The sequence below is a fragment of the Pantoea sp. AG702 genome (assembly GCF_003182295.1).
GTDB lineage: Bacteria > Pseudomonadota > Gammaproteobacteria > Enterobacterales > Enterobacteriaceae > Pantoea > Pantoea ananatis.
This window is the reverse complement of sequence record NZ_QGTU01000001.1, coordinates 622,457-641,811: the sequence shown is the minus strand read 5'-3', so window position 1 is coordinate 641,811 and position 19,355 is coordinate 622,457. Positions and strand designations below refer to the sequence as shown.

Below are 19,355 nucleotides of genomic sequence, written 5' to 3'. Positions count from 1 at the left end.
CTAATGGCGCGTCAGCCCCGTTTATTGAGGCAGAGCCCGAATCAAATTCCCATCACATACTGCGCGATTTTGAAATAAATGATGAGTCCTGTACCGTCGATGAAGGTGGCGATAAAGGGCGCTGAAACCACCGCCGGATCTACCCCCGCCTTTTTCAGTAACATCGGTATGATTGACGACACAATCGCGCTCCACACAGTAATGGCCACCAGCGAAAGACTGACAACCAGCGTGACCTCTGCGCCAACGCCCATCATCCATGCCCGTATCCATGCCGCAAGGCCGATAGTGGCCGCGATCAGCAGGGACGTGGTGATTTCTTTGCGCAGCACTGCGCCAAGCCTTGCCAGACTAACCTCCCCTAACGCCATGGCCCGCACCAGGGTGGAGGTGATCTGTGTGCCGCTATTGCCGCCGGTGCCAATCAACAGAGGAATAAAAAAGGCGAGCGCAATTGCCGCCTCCAGCTGATCTTCAAAGGCTTTCAGGACATTGCCTGTATAGGCCTCAGCCACAAAAAGCATCAGCAACCAGACGGCTCTTTTTCGCCAGAGCGTCCACGGACTGGTTTCAAGATAAGGTTTGTCCAGCGGCAGACTGGCACCCTGACGCTGTGCATCTGCGGTGTTCTCATCCGCAATCAGGCGTGCAATCTCCCGTTCACCCAGCACACCAACCAGCGTATGGTTGGCGACGACGGGCAGGATATCGATATTCTCCTCCATCAGAATATGAGCAATATCACCGCGACTGTCATCCGGCGTCACTTTCGTGAAAGCATGACGCATCATGACACCAACCGGTTTATCTTCATCATGGCATTGCAATAATGTTTTAACCGCAAGCGTGCCGCGTAAATGGTAATCGCGTGCGGTAATAAAGACTAACGAAGGGATCTCATTTGTTTTTAACTGCGACAGAAAATAAAGCTTCGCTTCTTTTACCGTCAGTGTGTAGGGGAGCGTAATAAAATTCGGGTTCATATACTGCGCAACGGAGGCGTCATTTACGCCGTCAGCATTGAGGCGCGAACCGGTAGAAAGATGCTGTATTTTTTGCATTGAAGTGTCCCTATATCGGCTAAAACGTCATCAGCGAATCGTACAGGGGCGTAACCAAAGAGGGAGTGAACGTAGGCTATCTCCGCGTCCAGGTTTTAGCACTATACAACGTATCTGATTCATTAATCAGAAGTTACCTTGGGCTGAACCTTAATCCGATAAAGCCTGTCTTAACCTTGGGCATCTCTCGATGTCGTCAGATCAGTAACCTGTGTTTGTATAGGAGCCTCGCCAAACGAGATACTGTGTACTTAAAACGCGGCTAATATAGAGGGAGAATGCTGATATAAAAAGAAACAATCCATCCTTATTGAGAATACGTTTAAGGAATTACAAAAATATAAATAAAATTACTTTCCATTAATATTCTTGGTGGACAACCATAGAAATCACCCCTTTCTGAATCGTTCAGCGTAATCAGTGACGCTTCCTGTGCCACTTCATTTCCCAACCCAATGAACATTCGTCAATAATCGTTCGTAAAATGTGGGAGCCTGTACCTGTGTTTACCCAGATACTGTATTAGCCGTTTATCGGTGACGTCATTTAACGCATATAAGTCTCCATTCTGCAGGGATGAATCTTTGCTAAAAAGGCTCAGGAGACATTTCAGGTACACAGTCAGCTTTCAGACACAGTCGCTATGTTTAAGACCGCCCCCCTTAACACCTGATAATGGGTACAGCCAGCCCATATCACCGCTTTTCCTTTGCACCCTTTTTACACCTCGCCATTTCTTTTTTACGCCACTTTTACACGCCGGGCGTTTTAATCAACGGCACCGGGTACTCATGGCCCATGCATAAGGAAGTCGTTGATGAAATGCGTTAATGCGCCCTTTTCTCTGCCTGTCAGTGGCAATGCCGCCTTAGTCGAGCTGGCTGAGCAGCAACGTCTTCGGCTGATGTCACCCCGTAAATGGTTCAGAGACGCAATTGAGGTCAACACCGATCCGGCCAGGCTTAACCCGCGGCTGATTGCTCAATGGCTGGGGACGACGATCCCCGATGCGCGCCTTCTGACGCTGGCGTTGAACAGCAGTCTCTGTTTTGGCGTCTACCGCAATGCACGACAAATCGGCTTTGCACGCGTCATAACCGATATGGCCGAAACCTGGGTAATCCAGGATCTGTTTATTTCGCCAGAATATCGCTTTATCGGTCTGGGATCCTGGCTATTGCGCTGCTGTCTGTCGCATCCAGGTGCCTGCGGCTGCCATCGTATTATCGCCCTGAGTGAATCCGCCCCGGAGTTTCTTCAACACAACGGCTTCATCTGTCATCCCTCACTGCCGGGTATTTACGTGACGCCGCCTCAGTATCACGGCGTTGACTACCCAGCAGGCTCCGATATCACACGTAGACATTAAGCGACTATAACGATGAGCAGCCTGCTTCAGTTTCTCATTCGGCCTCAATTATCCAGCTGTTGGTCGTTAAGCAATGCGACTGACGAACCTCTGTCTCACAAGGAAAACACCATGTCAGGTCTTATCCTGGTATCACATAATCATTCTCAACGTTCCACGCTTACTGCGATTTACGAAGGCATTCTCGCCCATCAAGGTGGGCTCTGGGTGAGCTGGGATGGCCAGACCGCAGTTCTGCCATCGGATACGGCAAGACCTCTGTCATCTCAGCAGAAAGATCACTATGAAACCCTGACCTTTCCCCTGACACCCGGCGAGGCGAATGAGGGTTATCACAATTACGTACATAAAGGACTCTGGCCTGTTTTCCACCAGCGCCCGGATCTGGCCCGTTTTTCCGCTGACGGCTATCGGGAATATAAAAATATTAATGAGGCTTATGCGCGTGCTATTTGTGAGCACGCCCTGCCCGAGGACAGAATCTGGATACAGGATTATCATCTGCTGGGTTGCGCCCGCTATCTTCGCGAAGCCGGTTTGACCAATCCAGTGGGCTTTTTTCTGCATCAGCCTTTCCCATCGGGCAAGATGTTTGAGGCCATTCCCGACTGGCGCTGGCTCACCGAATCCCTGCTGTGCTGTGACGTGATCGGTTTTCAAACGGTACAGGACATGAACAACTTTATTGTCTGGCTGGAAAGTGAATTCCGTACAGAGCATTTGGCTGGCGACAGCTTTCGGGTACAAGGCCGTATTGTCCGCCTCGGCGTCTTTCCTGTGGGGATTGACCTTGACGATGCCCGCTGCCTGCGAGACAGCAATAGCTGTGCCTTCATGGAAATGCAGTGCCGCGAAAACTTGCCAGAAAATACCGTACTGAGTGGTGGCCATCTTGATGACAGTGCCGGGCTGCCTTACCGAATCAGCGCCGTGGAAGTGCTGCTGCGCAAACATGCTGTTTACCAAAAAAATATTACCCTGTTGCAGCTGGCTCCGCCCTCTGCCGGGTATGCGCATCGCGCGCCGGAAATCAGTCACACCTTAGAAACCCTGTGCGGCGAGTTTAACGGCGTGCACGGCATGATGAACTGGTATCCAGTGAACTGTCTGACGCATGCTTACAGTCGGGAAGAGCAGGCGGGAATCTATCGCGCTTCCCGTGTTGCGCTGGTGACCCCACTGATGGCGGGCATGAGCCTGATGGCGAAGATGTATGTTGCACTTCAGGATCCCGATAACCCTGGCGTGCTGATCCTGTCACAATTTGCAGGCGCAGCAGAGCAGATGGACGGCGCGATAATCGTCAATCCTTACGATCCCGATGCGATGGCCGATGCCATTCATAGCGCACTGCTGATGCCGGTAAGGGAACGGCGTCATCTTCACGCGCGTCTGATGAAGGGATTGCATTTGCACAGCAGTCATCGCTGGTCTCAGGCATTTTTGTCCATGCTGAGCGATCAGCCCGTGATGCCCGGGCCGGTCGTCGCAACCGCCCCCTCTTTGCGTCTGAACAGTAGTCGGGCCCGATACTGACGTTACCGTCCTCAGTAAGCGGCAGGTCTGCATCGCCTCTGCTTTGCGGACCGGGCTTTTAGCTGCAACACAACGATGAAATAGCCTGAAAACGGCTCAGCCCTGAGCCATTTTCATCAAACTATTGAATCGCAGCCGCTGGTACAGCGTTGTGATAACGGCTGAGGCGTGCGTTAACGAGAAGCCGAAAGGGTTTGCAGCACTTTCAGCTCGGCCACCGCTTCCTGCATGGCATCCATTCCCGCCGTTAAGGTGCGCAGGCTATCCAGCTGTTTCGCCATACCTGCCCGCTCATGGCGGGTGCGGTCGCTCATCGCCGCTATGGCATCGGCTGCGTGAATACTGCGCTCTGCCATGTCCGTGGCAGTTTGCACGGTGTTTGTCGCCACATTGCGAATGCGGGAAATCGTGCTGACCGCATCGTTGATATTGCTTGCCGTGGCTTCCGCCTGCTCTTTGGAGGATTGCGCCAGACGACGCACTTCTCCGGCGACAACCGCAAACCCCCTGCCCGCCTCACCCGCACGGGCGGCTTCAACAGCCGCATTAAGCGCCAGAATATTGGTCTGGAACGCGATATTGCTGATGCCATGCGTAATGACGTTGATGCCATTGGAGATCGCCTCCAGATCGTCCAACCCGTCGCCTAAGCGGCTCTGTGCCTGCTGGCTCTCTTTGGCGATATCGCTGATAGCGCGGATGCTGCTCTCGGCCATCGTCAACGCCTCGCTCTGGCTCTGGGTTGCCGCCTCAAGCACCGGCAGTGCCTGGACGATAGGCGCTAATTCCTGCTGATAATTCACCACGCGCGCCAGCACGCCGGACTGCACCCTGTTCAGCGCCTCCCAGCGACGCAGGGCGCGCTGAGCGTAGTGAGCCGCATAGCTGGCATATTCCACCGGGAATTGCGCCATCGCATTGACGCTGTGATTAAAGAACACCAGCGCAGAGAGCGTCTGGTTGATAGGCACGCCGAGAATCTCACCAAAACTGGAGAAGCCGGCGGCCGGGATCCCTTTAAAGAAATGCGCATCGTGCAGCTTATCGGCATTCCCTACGCGACGCAGTATGCAATCGTTCATCAGAATCGCTGCCGGTTTGCCGTGGCGTTGGGTAAAGGCCTGCCAGTCACGCTGCGTGGCCTGTTTAAAATCGGTTTCACGCATTAAGTAAAGCCGATCGCCAAATTCCAGGTCGCAGAAAAACTGTACGCTCTGGCTGTCCATTTTCGCCACGGAACGAATAAAGAAGGCTTCGCCTACCTTGACGGCAAATGTCAGACCTTTAAGCCGCTCGCTGAGATGCTGTTCGTTGCAGCCAAGATGTTCAGCCAGCGCCTGGGTGAATGACTGCTGCTGTCCCTGCGCGTTGAACACCGACGTCAACGTACGCTTTACCGGATCGGCCTCTGCAATCAGCCAGCTTTTATTAAGCGGTTCGAAATTCTGGCTTTTGAAGGGTGCGAAGGATTTACCCGCTGCCATTTTGCAGAACACGATAACGGCCTTGCCCTGCAGCACACGACCGCCGACACCCATCCATGTGCCGTCAAAGGTTGCACGTCCTCCTGCGGAGCCACCAATCGCCAGGCACGGAAAGCGCCCGGTGTTATACCAGGCCTGCATCAGAAAGCCTTCTGATGCGGACAGTCCATCGCAGTAAATCATAGCGAAGGTGCGATCGGCAGAAAGCGGCATGCGCAGCTTCAGTGCGGCCAGTTCATGCTGAATGGCGCTGATGCGATCGGTCGCCGTGTGCGTGTCGTGAAGATGCAGATCGACAATGTGCGTTTCATGCTCCGCTATCATGTTGCGAGGCAGCCAGAGCCAGCTGCCCTCTTGTCCGTCTCCCTTGCAGTAAGTTGTCTGCTTGCCGCTGGCGCTGAGCGCCCCGTTCGAGGAGAGCGTAATGACGGTCAGATCCGCCGATGTTAAACGTTGCCATGCCTGACTGACCTTCTGAAAATCTGCCTCTGGCGGTACAAACGTCAGCAAAATACCCGCAGCACGTTTGCTAAGGCCTGCAGCAGAGAGCGATGCAGGTAAGCTTTCACAGTGAAAGATCCCGTCCGCGGGCCGAGCGGCCCCTGCAAAACGGGAACCGGTTAAGCTTCTGGTCATTGTCTTAATGACAGACATATTGTTATTTCCATTGTAATTAAAAGGAATGCACGTACTGGTGTTGTAAAAAAGAGGGCCAAATGCTGCGCCGGTATGACCAGAACGCATGAGCCCTCTTCAGCCCCAAAAATGAGCTGAGCATGCGTTATCGACTCACGCGGCCATAGCTTCAGCGATTACCGGGATTATTATTAGCGATGCGTGCGGGTAAGCGTTTGCGTTTGATGTCCGTCAGGTACAGAGAAAGTTTGCGCCAGTTTAAAAGAATGAACGTCGGCTCAGAGCGAGAAGTGGTCTTTTGTTAATTTTCCAGAAATGAAGTGGGTATGCTTTGACTTTCCGCCTTGATGAACACCTTCACAACAGGATGGACAAGATGAAACAGGTCAGGATTTATACACTCAAAGACAGCCAGTCAGCAGAAATTTATTTTCACATACACTGGCCCCGACACAGGGTTTCTCTTTCTGCTTTTGATATTTATGTCAATGATGTCTATCTGGGAGAAAACTGTCAGGTCATTGCAACAGTGACCTATCAGGAGGGAGCCGATATACAGGCTATCAATCAGAAATACATGAGCAGCGAGGCGTTCATGTCAGACATGAAAGGTTTCGACATGTCTTCAATCCTCCGGGTGGACGAAATCACCATTAAAGAAACACTTTTCTGACCACGCGACGTTCTCAGTCAACTGAGGCGTTCCCTTTTTAGCCTCTGAAATTTGTACACCGCAACTCAGTCGCCCTTATCGCGGTGTTCAGACAGAAAGCAATTGATCGGTTCACTTCCGGCTGTGAGTTCAATCAACGGATGAAACACATTGGTCAAAACGCTCTCCGGGAGATTCAGAGCCTGGCGCATTTCCCGGCCTTTCGCTGAGCTGCCTGACAACAGGGTTTAATCTTTGCCAGGGGTGAACAGATGCGTCGCTTCCTTTTGGAAAGTGTTGTCTGAGCGATCTGTTCGTCATTTCATTTGAGCCACATCGCGCGGGAGCTTAGGGATCACAGGCATAAATCTGGGTGTCTGTTTCTACAGTAAATCGGGTGCGGCGGGTTGGTTCGGCGCGCCGATCCCGTGTTTATGTTTTATAACGCTCGAAAGCTCATTTCCGGGCTTGTTTGATGAGGGCAGATATCACCGTTAAGGCCTTGTTGTCTCTGATACAGGTGGGGATTACTAAGCGGGAGTGGCGTTATGAAAGGGTAAGAATACTGGTGGTTTTAAGCCCTCACCCATTACCTGGCCACTTGCCACAGTGGCCAGGTACGTTAATGATTACTTAATATTGAAATCAATCCATTCACCGCCCGCATCAGCAGATTTGACGCAGTGCTCTACCCAGTTCACACCGATCTGACCGGCGTGCACATCGGGATACCAGAATGATTCCAGGAATTTCGCGTCGCCACGATCGGTTGCATCCATTGCAATCGCAAAGCGGCGATAAAGATTAGACCATGCTTCAAACAATCCTTCCGGGTGTCCACCCCCGATGCGATCGTCAGCCAGAGCCTGCGAACTGAGATAAGGCATTCCGCGTTCAAGGATCCGAACAGGCTCCCCCTGGATTTCATAGCGAAGCTGGTTAGGTTGCTCATCCCACCACTCCAGGCTTGCCTTCGAACCCACAACACGAATTTTCTGACCATGCATAGAACCGCAGTTCACCGCTGAGCACCACATAGAACCCACCGCACCGTTGTCATATTCCATCAGCACATAGGCGTTATCTTCCAGCGGTGCGCGGGATTTGACAAAGCTTTGCCGCGAGCACAGCAACCGTGTGATGCTCAATTGAGGCAGCATCGTTTCAGCCAAAAACAGCGGATGGGTAGCCAGATCGCCCAGAACATAACCTGGCCCGACATATTTAGGGTCCACGCGCCAGCGGGTGGAAGGATTGTCCAGTTCTACTGCTTCTGCATGAAAACCGTGTGCGAAGGACATGTTAATGATACGGATATCACCGAGCAGCCCTTCCTCGATCATCTGCCGCGCCTGCAAAATTAATTGATGCCCTGCATATCCATATGTGACACCAATGATTTTTGTATGGGTTCTGCATAACGCCGCAAGAATGCTTGCTTCCTCGCCGGTAAAACAGAGCGGCTTTTCGCAAATCACATGCAAACCGGCTTCCAGTGCAGCTTTGCATATAGCAAAGTGTGTATTGTTTGGGGTGGCAATTGAGACAGCTTCAATGCCATCTTCACGACTCGCCTCTTCCCGGAACAGGGTTGCATAATCGGGATAGCATCGATCTTCTGCAATACCGAGTTGAACACCAAAGGCTTTACCTCGTTCAGCATCAATATCTAATACGCCTGCCAGTAAAGTGAATGCGTTGTCTCTTAAGGCTGCAGAACGATGAATATAACCAATCTGGCTTGTGCCACCTCCCCCAACCATTCCCCAACGAACAGATCTGTTAAGCGGTTTTAGTCCGTTAATCATAATGTTATCTCCGGTTAGAAGCCGACTGATTTTAGCCACTTAAGACTTTCGGTCACATCGTGTAGACTGCCATCAGCCTGGCGTGGATCGCGTTCCTGCTCAATCGTGATCCAGCCTTGATAATTCAAGTCGTTAAGGAGTTTCTTAATTGCGGGATAATCAATTGCCCCTTTGCCAATGGGGCACATTACGCCTTCTGCGCATGCGGCAAAGAAATCCAGTCCACGCTTGAGTACATCTTTATGGACACTTTCGTTCACATCTTTGAAATGAATATAATCAAGGCGATCGAAATAACTCTCAAGCCAGCTTACAGGGTCCATGCCAGAATAATAAAGGTGCCCTGTGTCCAGACATAACCCAGCAACTGAATGCGGTATATCCTCAGCAATTTTGATAATTTCATCTGAGAACTCAATACATCCCCCCGCATGCGGATGAATTACCGGACGAACACCGTATTCATTCCAGGCCAGAGAACTTATTTCTTTAATATGCGAGACCATGCGCTGCCAGTCATCAGCACTCAGGCGAGGTGCTTTATCTGAATGTCCGGCATAACGAGCGCGTTCTGCATTACCAAAATCAATAATCACCAGATATGGCGCGGGATAATTAGAGCTGTGATCTTTCACCGCAGTGGGTATTTTAGAAAGATTTCGACACAGATTATGCGTCAACTCAATCATGTTATCAAAATTACTGTCACTGACTAAATCATCAAAAATTGTACCCGCCACGATTGAAAGCGAGGCCTTATTTAAGGCTTCCGTCAGTTTGACCGGATCCGTTGGTAAATATGTCCACGGTCCGAGTTCAATACTTTTATAACCCGCCTGATTTGCCTCACTGAGAACTTTTTGCCAGGGCGGCAGAAACGGATTTTTTGGATCATCAACCCCCCAACTGCAAGGTGCATTAGCAATATGAATAGTCATAATTACGTCCTTACTATATTAATGTTTTATATCACTGGTCGTGACGGATACAGAATTTTTATTGATACGGGCATTCATGAGTTCTTCGACTTTCTCGAGTGCCACACCTTTTGTTTCCGGAATGTAGCGTTTTACGAACCACCAGGATATCAGGCAGGATACTGAGAACAGCAGCAGCGGGAATCCACCGTGGAATTTTTCACGCAGCCATGGATTATCATTGATAATCGGGAAAACCTGGCTAATGATAAAGTTGGATACCCACATCGAGGCATAAGCGATCCCCATGCCCATTGCGCGAAGACGGTTAGGCAGAATTTCGCCCACCACGGTCCAGGCGATTTGCGACCATGTTAAGCCAAAGATGAACATGAAGCCTAACAGGCCGATGATTGAGGCATAGCCTTTAATACCAAAATAGAAAGTCAGGAAGGTAAGCGCCAGACAGATGAAGGTGCCGAAAGAGCCAATCAGCAGTAAAATACGGCGCCCGACACGATCAACAAAGACAATACCGACAAGCACGCCCAGGAACTGCAACGCCGCTAGCCAGGTGACCATAAACATGGCTTCTTCCATGCTGCTTGTGACATTCATCAACAAGGTTGGCCCAAAGTACTGAATAACGTTGATGCCGGTGAACTGGTTGAATACGGCAATCATTGACGCAATGATGATGAACATCTTCGCGTTACGTGTTAACCCCTTAATCGAAGGTACATTTTTTACAGATGTCGTTACTGAATCAGTATTAAAAGATGCTTTAATTTCATTAAATAAATTCGAGGCATGCGTAGGGTTGGAGATGCGAGTCAAGGTTTTCATCGCTTCGGCATCACGATTTTTCATTATATTCCAGCGAGGAGACTCCGGAATAAAAGCCATAAACATTAAATACAGGAAGCAAGGAATAACACCAAATCCAAGCATATAACGCCAGCCAACCGTCACCAGCCAGGTTTCATCTGCTCCTTTGGCGATCAAATAATTGACGATCAGCACCAAAACCTGTCCACCAACGAAAAAGACCATATTCATTGCGACAACGCGGCCGCGATAATCCCTTGGTGCAACTTCCGTCATATAAATAGGTGACACAACCGATGCCAGTCCAATGCCGAATCCGCCCAGAATACGGAAGATAATAAACATCGTGAAGTCGGTGGCTAATGCCATACCCGCGACAGAAACCAGCATAAAGAATACTGTGATAGTCAGGGCTTTTTTTCTGCCATAATTATCGGCAAGTTTACCGGCGAGCCATGCGCCTAATACGCAGCCGATAACGATACTTGATACCGCCCAACCGGTCTGCGATGGCGTTAAACTAAAATGTCTGTTGAGAGGCTCAATAACACCTGAAATAACGGAAGTATCATACCCTTGTAACAGGCCACCCAATGCTGCCACGGTGCAGATCGCCATAACATAGGCGAGATTATATTTCTTCTCTTTCGTACTCATACGGTTACCTTTGCGTTTAATTCACACAGTTTGACTGAGTGAAGTCATATAATGACTGTTTTTAATTTGCGTAGATAATGAAATAGAAACGTAAAAGACAAACAATGTTAAACTGTCATTCTTAATATGTAGCCTCCAGAAAATCAGGCATGGATACGCCGCACACAAAAAACCCCTCCGGCGCTGATGTCATCTTTATGATTGACCTAAAAGTTCTCTTTCGATAATCCTGCGCGTTTCGACGGCCTGTGAGTTCATTTTTTCCGGATATCCAAATAGTGATGCGGTAATAATGGATTCACCGTCGAATTCGAATTTTCGATTTGCAAAATTCATTTCACGTAATACGCGAAAAATCCACTTTACCTTCGCCAATGCCCCTATGCTGGTGAATTATGGCATTAACATCTGGTGGATTAGCGATGAAGGAAGGGAGTTCCACCCCGTACTGATTCAGTGCACGTTTATACTCGCTCATCAACGCTCTGGAAGCTCGGGGATGTTTACAGAGCGGGTTGATACGCGGATGCGGGGATTGTTGAATATATTTATAATCCCACTCAGAAACCTGACGAATCATGCCGGTTATTGATAAATGCTTAATGACGTCAACATCAAAAGCGACTTTCATTATCCCTTTCTCCTTCTGAATAAATCAGTAGTGACAGGCCTGGCCATTTCTTTTCGCCAGCATATCGGCAATAGCGCGAATGCTCTCTTTTGCGATACCCGGCTTGGGCACCAGCGACATGCCATCTCCTCTCTTTTCGTGACTGACAGACAGCGATGCCCCCTCACTCTCCTCCAGGCGCCCGACCTGAACCCAACACATATCCCTGCCCAAAAATAGCGAAAATGCCTTTAACGAATGTCTTCGCATTGCCATCTACTTCAATGTATTGATTATCAATGAGCTGAACGCATGCCTGGGCCATAGTCAATCTGATGGTTTCCATTCGATCCGCCTGCCAGTTTCAAGGTTGTTCACCAGCGAACGCAGGTAAGGAATGGCATGCAGGTAATGGATTAATAGGATTATGAAACAAACAATCGAAACATCAACACATTTAAAATTCATCTTTCATTTTTGGGAAGACGATCTCAAAAAGGAACATTTAAGCCGTAAATTCCCTTTACATGAAATATTTATTTTGCAATCAAAAAAATTACATATGCATGATTTATAATGAATATAAACCAACAAAAAGGCAATCGCAGACGGGTAATGAGTGATTTCAATTACATGCAGCAGTAAAATTTTAAATCCATTTATGTTGAAAATGGAATTTTAAATCTCTAACATTCATGTTGAACATCGTGGCTTATCCCTCTTTTATACACAGTCAAGGTATCCCGTTATGGTCAGGAGACCAAAAAAATCAGATGTCATTTACCCTGGCCGTATCGCTGTAGATCCCGACGGACAGCTAACTGGCGCTTGTCTGGAAGACATAAGTACATTCTCTAACGCTTCAGGTGGCTCTTCAGGCAACGCCGCCTATGGCACAGCGATTCAAGGGCTGCGCTCAGGCATGCAAGCGATCGCCCTGCGACTCACACGTAAGCCTGTATTTGACCCTGATCTACATTCAGGGCCATTCAGTAAAAAATCATTTTTCTGGTGAATGCCAATGCGTTTATCTACGGCTGTATTCGACGATCGCCAGTCAACCTTGCACGTGTTACGTATCAGTTTTGCCATGTTTTTTGCCTACATGACCATTGGGCTCTCCCTGACGGTCGTTCCTCTCTATGTCCATAATATTCTTGGTTACAGCGACACCCTGGTTGGATTAGTCATGGGATGTCAGTTTGTCGCAACGCTGCTGACGCGCGGGATCGCGGGACGTAACGCAGATGAACGTGGCGCAAAACAAGTGATGCATATGGGGTTGGCGGTTAGCACACTTTCCGGCCTTATGCTGCTTGTGGCGGACAGGGTCGCTCACTTTCCTTTCCTGACGTTATTCTTCCTTTTTGCCGCCCGGATACTGTTGGGCATCAGTGAAAGCCAGATCCTGACAGGTAACCTGGCATGGGGGCTGGGTTTGAGTGGCGACAAAAAAGGGGGGCGAGTCATGTCATGGAACGGGATAGCCACATATGGTGCTCTGGCAGCAGGCGCGCCTTTTGGCCTTTATCTCTTTCACTATTATGGATTTTGGGCAATTGGCCTTTGTACCGTCATGCTGCCTGTTATTGCCTTTACGCTGAATGCTGCCGTTCCCGCTGTCATCCCCTCACATGGCGTTCGCCTGCCTCTGTGGTCCGTTGTCGGCAAAATCTGGCGTCCAGGGCTGGCTCTTGCACTTCAGGGCATTGGTTTTGCTGTTCTCGGTACGTTTGTCTCCCTTCATTTTAACCAGCAGCACTGGGCGAACGCGGGACTGGCATTAACAGCGTTTGGCGCGATGTTTATCGCTGTACGCCTCATTTTTAGTCATTTCCCGGATCGGTTTGGCGGCAAAACTGTCGCAATTTTTTCGCTTTTAACTGAAAGCCTGGGGTTGCTGACATTGGGTACAGCATCCACACAAATGCTCGCTTTGATTGGAGCAGGCATGACCGGTGCCGGATGCTCTTTAATCTTTCCCTCGCTAGGTGTTATCGCCTTGCGTCATTCTCCTCCGCAAACAAGAGGAACGGCATTAGGTGGCTATGCCGCTTTTCAGGACATCGCCTATGGGCTTAGTGGCCCCCTTGCAGGTTTCATCGCGGTTGCAGCTGGTTATCCGATGGTCTTCCTGTTGGCGGGTGGATGTAGCATTGCGGGCGTCATTTTTGTAGCCCTTTTCATCAAGAATGAATGAGAAGCATGAAAATTTTTCTCATGACAGACCTGCTGTTCAGTAAGCAAAATCCAGGAGATCGGGGCATGTTTAACCTGTGACGCCAGAAAAGGCAGATTAGGTTTGATATTTGGCATCTCAAGGCAGGACGTTAACAATGTGATTTTTTAACGTGGCAAATCATGCATAGCGGGCCTGGCCTGGACCCGCCAGAAAGTAAGTTACTTAGCTAACAGAGGAGGGACAGACGGGACTTCCGGCGCATTATCAATATCACGTTGAGTCATCCGGAAGGCTTCAGGATAATGTTCCCGCTCCGTTCTTCGGGCTGGCTCTGTATTGCGCCATGTGTACAGGCAATGCTGACACTGATGCACCGTCCATATCCCCTCAACTGGGGATGTTGCCATGATTTCAATGTGTTCATCAGCACAACGTGGACAAATCATACTTTCTCCTTAACCGCGATTTGATAACAGGGACGTTAACTTCTCAACCCAGATTGAAGTTTCTGGCAGGTCTTTTACCGGCTGACTGTAGTGGCCGCGGGTATCCGGTGCCACGGGAGTCGTCGCATCGATCACAAGTTTATCCGTGATTCCCGCAGGGCTGGAACCCGGGTCCAGTTCCAGTACGGACATGTTTGGCAGTTGAACGAGATCGCCTTGCGGATTGACCTTTGAAGACAGCGCCCACATCACCTGAGGCAGGTTAAAGGGATCGACATCCTCATCGACCATGATCACCATCTTGACGTAGCCCAGACCATGCGGGGTTGTCATCGCCCGTACGCCTACAGCACGGGCAAATCCACCATAACGTTTCTTTGTAGAAATAATGGCTAGTAATCCGTGTGTATACATTGCATTTACAGCCTGCACCTCAGGGAAATCCGCTTTCAGCTGTTGATACAAAGGGACACAGGTTGCCGGGCCCATCAGATAATCAATTTCGGTCCAGGGCATTCCCAGATACAATGACTCGAATATTGGCTTAGTGCGGTAGGAGACCTTATCAATCCGTACAACGGTCATATTGCGACCGCCGGAATAATGGCCGGTGAATTCGCCAAACGGTCCTTCAATCTCACGTTTGCGCCCTTCTATCACGCCTTCAAGAATGACTTCCGATCCCCACGGCACATCAAAGCCGGTCAGAGGCGCGGAGGCGATGGGGTACGGGCTTTCACGCAGCGCACCTGCCATCTCATATTCTGACTGGTCGTATTTCAGCGGCGTGGCGCCCATCAATGTAATAATGGGGTCATTGCCCAGCGTAATCGCCACTGGCAGATCGTCGCCGCGTTCTTCGGCCTTATGGAGATGAAGTGCAATGTCATGCATCGGCACGGGCTGTAGCCCGAGTTTACGTTTACCTTTCACCTCCATCCGGTAAATGCCGACGTTTTGCTTACCGAAATGTTCTGGATCAAGCGGGTCACGTGATACTACGCAGGCCTTATCAAGATAGAAACCGCCGTCGCCGTCGTTCAGGCGGAACAGGGGAAGGATGTCGAAGAGATTGATCTCTTCACCATCAACGGTATTTTCTGACCAGGGCGCATTGTCGCGCCGCTCTGGTGCCACAGGAAAAGTGTCCCAGCGACGAATGAATTCATCTATCTGCTGTTTCACTGGGGTATTCATTGGGAGGCCCAGTGAAATTGCATGGTTTTGCCAGGAACCAATAGTGTTCATCACAACATGAGCATGATTGAACCCCTTTATTTTTTTGAATGAGATTGCCGGTGCACCTTCACCAATTCGGCCTGTAGCATTAGCGGCCGCGGCAATATCAGGTTCGGGTAAAACCTCTTCATCAATCTCAAGAAGCTGCCCCTGCTCGTCCAGAGCCTTAAGGAAGCTACGTAGGTCATCAAAAGCCATTATTTACTCTCCATACTCAGGGATTTCTTAGAATTGTTCAGGCCTTTCCAGCGATTTGCCTTTGGCGAGGCAATCCCAAACTGGTCGAGAACACGAGAAACGACATGATCGATCACATCATCAATTACTGCGGGGTGGTTATAAAAAGCGGGCATGGGCGGAACCATAGATACGCCAAGACGGGAAAGGGCTAGCATATTTTCCAGGTGAATGGTGCTGAGAGGCGTCTCTCTGGGGACCAGCACAAGTTTTCTGCCTTCTTTAATGACGACATCAGCAGCCCGTCCAATAAGGCCTTCCGCGTATCCCATGCGAATTCCCGCTAAGGTTTTCATACTGCAAGGAATAATGACCATCCCATCGGTGTGAAAAGAACCTGACGAGAGAGTAGCGGCCTGGTCGGACGGGCCATACACAACATCAGCCATGCTCATCACCTCACGCGATGAAAAAGGCGTTTCGAGTTCAATTGTGGTTTTAGCCCACTTGCTCAAAATCAGATGAGTTTCAACCTCTTTGATTTCCTGCAAAATGCTGAGCAGAGCCACCCCTAAAGGGGCACCTGTTGCTCCCGTCATACCGATTACAATTCTCATCTGACTTCCTTGCAAATAACGTTCGTGTACGAATGAAATTAACAGTAATCTACTCAAACCGATAAAGTCAATTGATTTCCATGGTTACTATTTTCAATGTGACCTTTTGTATCTGGTGATAAAGAATGTTTAACGGTGGGATAATGATTTAACATTAACTAAATACGAGGATGACAGAGCCAGAGAAAAGTTAATATGAACAATGACTTGAGCAACCTTTTTTTCCATTTGACGAGGCAACTTCTACAGGAACATACCGCCCTGTGGCAGGAAGCGATGCCCTTTCTGACAAAGCAGCAGTATGCTGTTCTTTCAGCCGTACATGCTAAACCGGGAATCGAACAACTGGAATTAACAGAGGCGGCGTTAAGTTCGAAGGCTACGCTGGCAGAATTGCTGGTTCGCATGGAACATAAAGGTCTGATACAACGTGAAGAAGGAAAAAAAGACAAACGTCGTAGATTTGTTACGCTTACCGATCAGGGCGAAGAGATGCTTAACACTGCATCACCGATTGCTGAAAGCGTTGATTCACATTTTCTGAACAGGTTAGAAGACCATGAGCAAAAGGAAATCATAAGCCTTCTTAAAATCATGTTAAAAAAACAGGCTTCCTGAAAGCATCCCGTTATTCTTCAGAAACAGATTTAATGGCAGGGTTGTGCCTTGATCGGGCATGATTCACGCAACGCTGAGTTAATCAAAGGTCGGCGGGTCACTGAAATGACAGAGAAAACAGCGCTGGTTGACGGGGCGAAGCAAGAAACCGTCTGAGTGCTCATCTTTGCCCTGACTAACACGCACTTTAAGGATTTCAGCATGACCACTTTTCATCAACTCAACGCCACCAGCCTGAATGGCCAGCACATCTCGATGGCCGACTATGCTGGCAAGCTGGTTCTGGTGGTGAATACCGCCAGCCATTGTGGATTCACTCCACAATATGCAGGTCTTGAAGCACTCTACAAAAAGTACGCTGCGCAGGGGCTGGTGGTGCTGGGTTTCCCTTGCAACCAGTTCGGTAAGCAGGAACCGGGCAGTGCCGACGACATCGCGCAGACCTGTCACATTCACTACGGTGTGAGCTTCCCCATGTTCGAAAAAGTAGAGGTTAACGGCCCCGGAACGCATCCGCTATTTCGTTACCTGAAAGCGGAGTTACCCGGTGTGCTGGGTGGGCGGATTAAATGGAACTTCACTAAGTTTTTGATCGGACGCGACGGCAAACCACTCAAGCGTTTTGCACCCATCGCTACGCCGGAAAAAATGGAAGCCACCCTCCTGGCGGCACTTGAAAGCTAACCAGGGAGGTCAAATTTATCCTTGGCCATTTTCTACAAACTGATGCTATCCAGACTGGATTACCCTTTACTGATCGCTCGCAACGTCTTTTAACGCTATAACGTTGCTCATTACGCAAAGAGCCGGTCGCTTAATAAAAAGCACGCCCTTCTCTTGGGCAGGGATGGCAGGGATGGCAGGGATGGCAGGGATGGCAGGGATGGCAGGGATGGCAGGGATGGCAGGGATGTTGCTATATCCTGTCCTCAGCGCGCAATACCGGTATCCATTCATTTTTAATGCCACTATCCAGCACTGAAGCGTAATCGGCCAGGCGCGACGATTTTCGCCTTTACCACGTGTTACTTGAGGCAAGCGGATGAACATTGACTGGCACAGCGCAGAACTGACGCGCATGACGATCGTGGATAAAAACTATAAAAATACGCAAAATGTGCGCCGCTTTATGGTTGCACAGTGCGGAGAACGTTTCCGGTTCGATCGGGATTTTATGGCCTGGATACGCAATGACATTCCCAAAAACCTGGGAGAGGTGGTGGATGAGTGGAAGCGCAGAAAGGCTGGCTGACACTCACAATCTGTTCATCCCCTCTCCTTTTTGCTTTCGGGCATCTGTCCGGGCACCGTTTACGTCCACACCTTATGCCAGCGCGTGAAAATAACGGCCAGCAGGCGTACGCGGCGGTTATTTTATTGCGGCTTTACAGAGCCAAGCCTGACAGGGTGACAAAAAAAGGCCCGATCACCAATCGGGCCTTTGCTGATACACAGGTCATTCACCGAATGTCTGACGCCGTTATTTCGACAGCAGTTCTTTACGGATGATTTCTGCACCGGCGCTGAGGGCACTCAGCTTGCCCCGGGCAACCTGACGGGATAACGGCGTCATGCCACAGTTGGTAGAGGGATAAAGCTTATCGGCATCCACAAACTGAAGGGCTTTACGCAGCGTATCGGCCACTTCTTCAGGGGTTTCGATCGCGTAGGTTGCCACATCAATGGCCCCGACCATCACTTTTTTGCCGCGAATCAGTTCGATAAGATCCATCGGCACGCGAGAGTTTTGGCATTCCAGCGAGATGATATCGATGTTCGACTTCTGCAGCTTAGGGAAGACTTCTTCATACTGACGCCATTCGGTTCCGAGCGTCTTTTTCCAGTCGGTGTTGGCTTTGATGCCGTAACCGTAGCAAATGTGCACAGCGGTCTCGCACTTGAGCCCTTCAACGGCGCGTTCCAGGGCGGCAATGCCCCAGTCATTCACCTCATCGAAAAACACGTTAAATGCCGGTTCGTCAAACTGGATAATATCGACACCCGCCGCCTCAAGTTCCTTCGCTTCCTGGTTAAGAATTTTGGCAAATTCCCAGGCCAGTTTTTCGCGGCTCTTGTAATGGTTGTCATACAGCGTATCGATCATGGTCATGGGACCCGGCAGCGCCCATTTGATCTGTTTATTCGTCAGCTGACGTAAAAATTTGGCATCTTCAACGAAGACCGGCTTCTGGCGCGCCACTTCACCCACCACACTCGGCACGCTGGCATCATAACGATTACGGATTTTGACGATCTCGCGTTTTTCAAAATCCACACCGCTAAGGTGTTCAATAAAGGTGGTCACAAAGTGTTGGCGCGTTTGCTCACCATCGCTGACGATATCGATACCGGCGCGATCCTGATCGTCCAGAATCAAACGCAGTGCGTCTTTCTTGCCATCGATTAATTCTTCATTTTCCAGTTTCCAGGGCGACCACAGTGTTTCAGGTTGCGCAAGCCAGGACGGTTTTGGCAGGCTTCCCGCCGTGGAAGTCGGTAACAAAGTTTTCATAACAGG

The 19,355-nt window shown here is 49.8% G+C and carries 17 protein-coding genes, 3 pseudogenes and 1 riboswitch; of the genes and pseudogenes, 8 read left to right on the top strand and 12 right to left on the bottom strand.

Features of this window, described 5'->3' with window-relative positions; genetic code table 11:
• Positions 1-41: 41 nt before the first annotated feature.
• Positions 42-1,061 carry a magnesium transporter gene (locus DFO57_RS03100; protein ID WP_024472142.1) on the bottom strand — a complete coding sequence of 340 codons (1,020 nt, stop codon included), beginning with the start codon at positions 1,059-1,061 and terminating at the stop codon, positions 42-44.
• 73 nt (positions 1,062-1,134) lie between these two features.
• Positions 1,135-1,308: riboswitch (M-box (ykoK) riboswitch) on the bottom strand.
• A gap of 570 nt (positions 1,309-1,878) precedes the next feature.
• Between DFO57_RS03100 and DFO57_RS03095 the strand changes: the two genes are divergently transcribed.
• A complete protein-coding gene (locus DFO57_RS03095; RefSeq protein ID WP_110015061.1) occupies positions 1,879-2,430 on the top strand; it encodes a GNAT family N-acetyltransferase in 552 nt (183 codons plus the stop codon).
• Positions 2,431-2,541: 111 nt separating this feature from the next.
• Complete coding sequence (locus DFO57_RS03090; protein ID WP_015700467.1) at positions 2,542-3,966, top strand: trehalose-6-phosphate synthase; 1,425 nt, start codon at positions 2,542-2,544, stop codon at positions 3,964-3,966.
• 173 nt (positions 3,967-4,139) lie between these two features.
• Here the strand turns inward: DFO57_RS03090 and DFO57_RS03085 are convergent, their stop codons facing one another.
• Positions 4,140-6,104, bottom strand: a complete 1,965-nt coding sequence (locus DFO57_RS03085; protein WP_199226562.1) for a methyl-accepting chemotaxis protein — start codon at positions 6,102-6,104, stop codon at positions 4,140-4,142.
• A 358-nt stretch (positions 6,105-6,462) separates the two neighbouring features.
• On the opposite strand from DFO57_RS03085, the gene DFO57_RS03080 reads away from it, so the two are divergent.
• Positions 6,463-6,759 (top strand): hypothetical protein, encoded by a 297-nt coding sequence (locus tag DFO57_RS03080; protein ID WP_078828623.1) that lies wholly within the window; start codon positions 6,463-6,465, stop codon positions 6,757-6,759.
• Positions 6,760-6,888: 129 nt separating this feature from the next.
• Here DFO57_RS03080 and DFO57_RS23045 read toward each other — a convergent pair.
• From DFO57_RS23045 to DFO57_RS22845, 6 genes and pseudogenes are all read right to left on the bottom strand, one after another.
• Positions 6,889-7,284, bottom strand: a pseudogene (locus tag DFO57_RS23045) (IS30 family transposase); the annotation flags it as partial.
• An 83-nt stretch (positions 7,285-7,367) separates the two neighbouring features.
• Positions 7,368-8,546 (bottom strand): Gfo/Idh/MocA family protein, encoded by a 1,179-nt coding sequence (locus tag DFO57_RS03075; protein ID WP_024471205.1) that lies wholly within the window; start codon positions 8,544-8,546, stop codon positions 7,368-7,370.
• 14 nt (positions 8,547-8,560) lie between these two features.
• Positions 8,561-9,484 carry a sugar phosphate isomerase/epimerase gene (locus DFO57_RS03070; protein ID WP_015700472.1) on the bottom strand — a complete coding sequence of 308 codons (924 nt, stop codon included), beginning with the start codon at positions 9,482-9,484 and terminating at the stop codon, positions 8,561-8,563.
• Positions 9,485-9,502: 18 nt separating this feature from the next.
• Entirely contained in the window at positions 9,503-10,948 is a 1,446-nt protein-coding gene (locus tag DFO57_RS03065) for a sugar porter family MFS transporter (RefSeq protein WP_014593545.1), read from the bottom strand.
• Between the two features lie 195 nt (positions 10,949-11,143).
• Positions 11,144-11,579, bottom strand: a pseudogene (locus tag DFO57_RS03060) (hypothetical protein).
• Between the two features lie 163 nt (positions 11,580-11,742).
• Positions 11,743-11,904, bottom strand: coding sequence for a hypothetical protein (locus DFO57_RS22845; RefSeq protein ID WP_233255847.1), 162 nt, complete (start codon positions 11,902-11,904; stop codon positions 11,743-11,745).
• Between the two features lie 402 nt (positions 11,905-12,306).
• Here DFO57_RS22845 and DFO57_RS22840 point away from each other — a divergent pair.
• Together DFO57_RS22840 and DFO57_RS03045 are read left to right on the top strand one after the other, a co-directional pair.
• Positions 12,307-12,489, top strand: a pseudogene (locus DFO57_RS22840) (hypothetical protein); the annotation flags it as partial.
• A gap of 90 nt (positions 12,490-12,579) precedes the next feature.
• The gene (locus DFO57_RS03045; RefSeq protein ID WP_110015058.1) at positions 12,580-13,758 is read left to right on the top strand and encodes an MFS transporter; all 1,179 of its coding nucleotides are present in this window, start codon (positions 12,580-12,582) and stop codon (positions 13,756-13,758) included.
• A gap of 200 nt (positions 13,759-13,958) precedes the next feature.
• Here the strand turns inward: DFO57_RS03045 and DFO57_RS03040 are convergent, their stop codons facing one another.
• Genes DFO57_RS03040 through DFO57_RS03030 form a run of 3 tightly spaced genes read right to left on the bottom strand, consistent with a single transcriptional unit; the run spans position 13,959 to position 16,219 of the window.
• Complete coding sequence (locus DFO57_RS03040; protein WP_013025504.1) at positions 13,959-14,186, bottom strand: non-oxidative hydroxyarylic acid decarboxylases subunit D; 228 nt, start codon at positions 14,184-14,186, stop codon at positions 13,959-13,961.
• A gap of 9 nt (positions 14,187-14,195) precedes the next feature.
• Complete coding sequence (locus DFO57_RS03035; RefSeq protein ID WP_015700477.1) at positions 14,196-15,623, bottom strand: non-oxidative hydroxyarylic acid decarboxylases subunit C; 1,428 nt, start codon at positions 15,621-15,623, stop codon at positions 14,196-14,198.
• On the bottom strand, positions 15,623-16,219 hold the full coding sequence (locus DFO57_RS03030; protein ID WP_014606031.1) for a non-oxidative hydroxyarylic acid decarboxylases subunit B: 597 nt from the start codon (positions 16,217-16,219) through the stop codon (positions 15,623-15,625). The genes DFO57_RS03035 and DFO57_RS03030 overlap by 1 nt, the downstream gene beginning before the upstream one ends.
• Positions 16,220-16,414: 195 nt before the next feature.
• Between DFO57_RS03030 and DFO57_RS03025 the strand changes: the two genes are divergently transcribed.
• From DFO57_RS03025 to DFO57_RS03015, 3 genes are all read left to right on the top strand, one after another.
• Positions 16,415-16,837 (top strand): MarR family winged helix-turn-helix transcriptional regulator, encoded by a 423-nt coding sequence (locus DFO57_RS03025; protein ID WP_013025501.1) that lies wholly within the window; start codon positions 16,415-16,417, stop codon positions 16,835-16,837.
• A gap of 201 nt (positions 16,838-17,038) precedes the next feature.
• The gene (locus DFO57_RS03020; RefSeq protein ID WP_026021004.1) at positions 17,039-17,521 is read left to right on the top strand and encodes a glutathione peroxidase; all 483 of its coding nucleotides are present in this window, start codon (positions 17,039-17,041) and stop codon (positions 17,519-17,521) included.
• 358 nt (positions 17,522-17,879) lie between these two features.
• Entirely contained in the window at positions 17,880-18,089 is a 210-nt protein-coding gene (locus DFO57_RS03015) for a DUF6434 domain-containing protein (RefSeq protein WP_019105799.1), read from the top strand.
• Positions 18,090-18,317: 228 nt separating this feature from the next.
• Here the strand turns inward: DFO57_RS03015 and DFO57_RS03010 are convergent, their stop codons facing one another.
• Positions 18,318-19,349, bottom strand: a complete 1,032-nt coding sequence (locus DFO57_RS03010) for a methionine synthase (protein ID WP_110015057.1) — start codon at positions 19,347-19,349, stop codon at positions 18,318-18,320.
• Positions 19,350-19,355 lie beyond the last annotated feature (6 nt).

Bases quoted from the DNA above. Each gene is read 5' to 3' on its own strand.
- DFO57_RS03080 (WP_078828623.1), top strand. From the start codon at position 6,463: ATGAAACAGGTCAGGATTTATACACTCAAAGACAGCCAGTCAGCAGAA.
- DFO57_RS03070 (WP_015700472.1), bottom strand. From the start codon at position 9,484: ATGACTATTCATATTGCTAATGCACCTTGCAGTTGGGGGGTTGATGAT.
- DFO57_RS03025 (WP_013025501.1), top strand. From the start codon at position 16,415: ATGAACAATGACTTGAGCAACCTTTTTTTCCATTTGACGAGGCAACTT.
- DFO57_RS03045 (WP_110015058.1), top strand. From the start codon at position 12,580: ATGCGTTTATCTACGGCTGTATTCGACGATCGCCAGTCAACCTTGCAC.
- DFO57_RS22845 (WP_233255847.1), bottom strand. From the start codon at position 11,904: ATGGAAACCATCAGATTGACTATGGCCCAGGCATGCGTTCAGCTCATT.
- DFO57_RS03020 (WP_026021004.1), top strand. From the start codon at position 17,039: ATGACCACTTTTCATCAACTCAACGCCACCAGCCTGAATGGCCAGCAC.
- DFO57_RS03100 (WP_024472142.1), bottom strand. From the start codon at position 1,061: ATGCAAAAAATACAGCATCTTTCTACCGGTTCGCGCCTCAATGCTGAC.
- DFO57_RS03030 (WP_014606031.1), bottom strand. From the start codon at position 16,219: ATGAGAATTGTAATCGGTATGACGGGAGCAACAGGTGCCCCTTTAGGG.
- DFO57_RS03095 (WP_110015061.1), top strand. From the start codon at position 1,879: ATGAAATGCGTTAATGCGCCCTTTTCTCTGCCTGTCAGTGGCAATGCC.
- DFO57_RS03075 (WP_024471205.1), bottom strand. From the start codon at position 8,546: ATGATTAACGGACTAAAACCGCTTAACAGATCTGTTCGTTGGGGAATG.
- DFO57_RS03090 (WP_015700467.1), top strand. From the start codon at position 2,542: ATGTCAGGTCTTATCCTGGTATCACATAATCATTCTCAACGTTCCACG.
- DFO57_RS03040 (WP_013025504.1), bottom strand. From the start codon at position 14,186: ATGATTTGTCCACGTTGTGCTGATGAACACATTGAAATCATGGCAACA.
- DFO57_RS03015 (WP_019105799.1), top strand. From the start codon at position 17,880: ATGAACATTGACTGGCACAGCGCAGAACTGACGCGCATGACGATCGTG.
- DFO57_RS03085 (WP_199226562.1), bottom strand. From the start codon at position 6,104: ATGTCTGTCATTAAGACAATGACCAGAAGCTTAACCGGTTCCCGTTTT.
- DFO57_RS03035 (WP_015700477.1), bottom strand. From the start codon at position 15,623: ATGGCTTTTGATGACCTACGTAGCTTCCTTAAGGCTCTGGACGAGCAG.
- DFO57_RS03010 (WP_110015057.1), bottom strand. From the start codon at position 19,349: ATGAAAACTTTGTTACCGACTTCCACGGCGGGAAGCCTGCCAAAACCG.
- DFO57_RS03065 (WP_014593545.1), bottom strand. From the start codon at position 10,948: ATGAGTACGAAAGAGAAGAAATATAATCTCGCCTATGTTATGGCGATC.